Origin of the sequence: Aeromonas taiwanensis, assembly GCF_000820165.1 — a bacterium.
Lineage (GTDB): Bacteria > Pseudomonadota > Gammaproteobacteria > Enterobacterales > Aeromonadaceae > Aeromonas > Aeromonas taiwanensis.
This window is the reverse complement of the sequence record NZ_CDDD01000023.1, coordinates 1-1,446: the sequence shown is the minus strand read 5'-3', so window position 1 is coordinate 1,446 and position 1,446 is coordinate 1. Positions and strand designations below refer to the sequence as shown.

Annotated in this window: 1 protein-coding gene and 2 pseudogenes; all 3 read left to right on the top strand. The window is 66.9% G+C overall.

Translation table 11 applies throughout. The features are described from left to right. Positions 1-565: pseudogene (locus tag BN1136_RS04405) on the top strand (L-threonine dehydrogenase); the annotation flags it as partial. 132 nt (positions 566-697) lie between these two features. Beyond that, positions 698-1,036 (top strand): outer membrane protein assembly factor BamE, encoded by a 339-nt coding sequence (locus tag BN1136_RS04400; RefSeq protein ID WP_005325779.1) that lies wholly within the window; start codon positions 698-700, stop codon positions 1,034-1,036. Between the two features lie 116 nt (positions 1,037-1,152). Next, positions 1,153-1,446, top strand: a pseudogene (locus BN1136_RS04395) (nucleoside-diphosphate sugar epimerase); the annotation flags it as partial.

Below are 1,446 nucleotides of genomic sequence, written 5' to 3'. Positions count from 1 at the left end.
GACCCACGCCATCGAGGCCTATGTCTCCACCGCCGCCACCCCGGTGACCGATGCCAGCGCCGTCATGGCGATCCAGCTGATTGCCAGACACCTGCGCACCGCCGTCGACCAGGGGGATGATCTGCACGCCCGCGAACAGATGGCCTACGCCCAGTTCCTGGCCGGCATGGCGTTCAACAACGCAAGCCTGGGCTACGTGCACGCCATGGCCCACCAGCTCGGCGGCTTCTACGACCTGCCCCACGGGGTCTGCAACGCCGTGCTGCTGCCCCACGTTCAGGCCTACAACGCCCGGGTGAGCGCGGGCCGCCTCAAGGACGTGGCCGGTTTCATGGGCGTGGACGTGAGCGCCATGAGCGACGAGCAGGGCGCCACCGCCGCCATCGAGGCCATCAAGGCACTGGCCCGCGACGTGGCGATCCCGGCCGGCCTGGAGCAGCTCGGGGTCAGGGCCGACGACTTCGACGTGCTGGCGGACAACGCCCTCAAGGACGCCTGCGGGTTCACCAACCCCAAGCAGGCGAGCCACGCCGAGATCGTCGCCATCTTCCGCGCCGCCATGTGACGGACACCAGATTGCCAGGGCCGCCTTGCGGCCCTTTTTATTGGCTGATGGATCAATGGCTTTTTACTTCCGCACGGGGAGTGGGTATGATTTGGCGAGCTAAAAAGACTGTATGGATGATCTGAACCCGATATGCGGATGAAACACCTGATTGCCGCGGCCCTGACCGCCCTCACCCTGTCCGGTTGCAGCCTGGTCTATCGCATCGATATTCCCCAGGGCAACTACGTGGAACAAAAGCAGGTCGACAAGCTGCGCCAGGGCATGACCCGCGAGCAGGTCGAGTTCGTCCTGGGCTCCCCCATGCTGCGCGACGGCTTCGACCCCAACACCTGGTACTATCTCTACGAGTTCCAGCCCGGTCGTGGCGACAAGGAGCGCAAGGAGCTGACCCTGAACTTCGTGGGTGACAGGCTGGCCACCGCCACGGGAGACTTCCCCCTCCCCGCCGCCTTCACGACCCCGCTCTGATTTCCATGACAAAACCGGCCCAGGCCGGTTTTGTTTTATCCGGGGATAGCTAGTCAGGGCGCCGCTGCCGGGCCATGCTCGAGACACATCGCCCGCATCGTTCCAAGGAGGTCGTCATGAGCCAGATCCTGATCGCGGGGGCGACCGGCCTCATTGGCCGGGCCCTGCTCCGCGAGCTGGGCCCCGAACACCGGCTCACCCTGCTCTGCCGCACCCCCGGTGACCCCGCCCCCCATCGCCCCTGGTTGCCGGTCCCGTTCGACGCGCTGGACGCCGTGCAGCTGCCCCATCCCGTCGACCTCGCCTTCTGCTGCCTCGGCACCACCCGCAGGGAGGCAGGCTCCGCCGCGGCCTTTCGCCGGGTCGACCTCGACTATGTGCGGGCCTTCGCCGCCCTCGCCCGCCGCCCC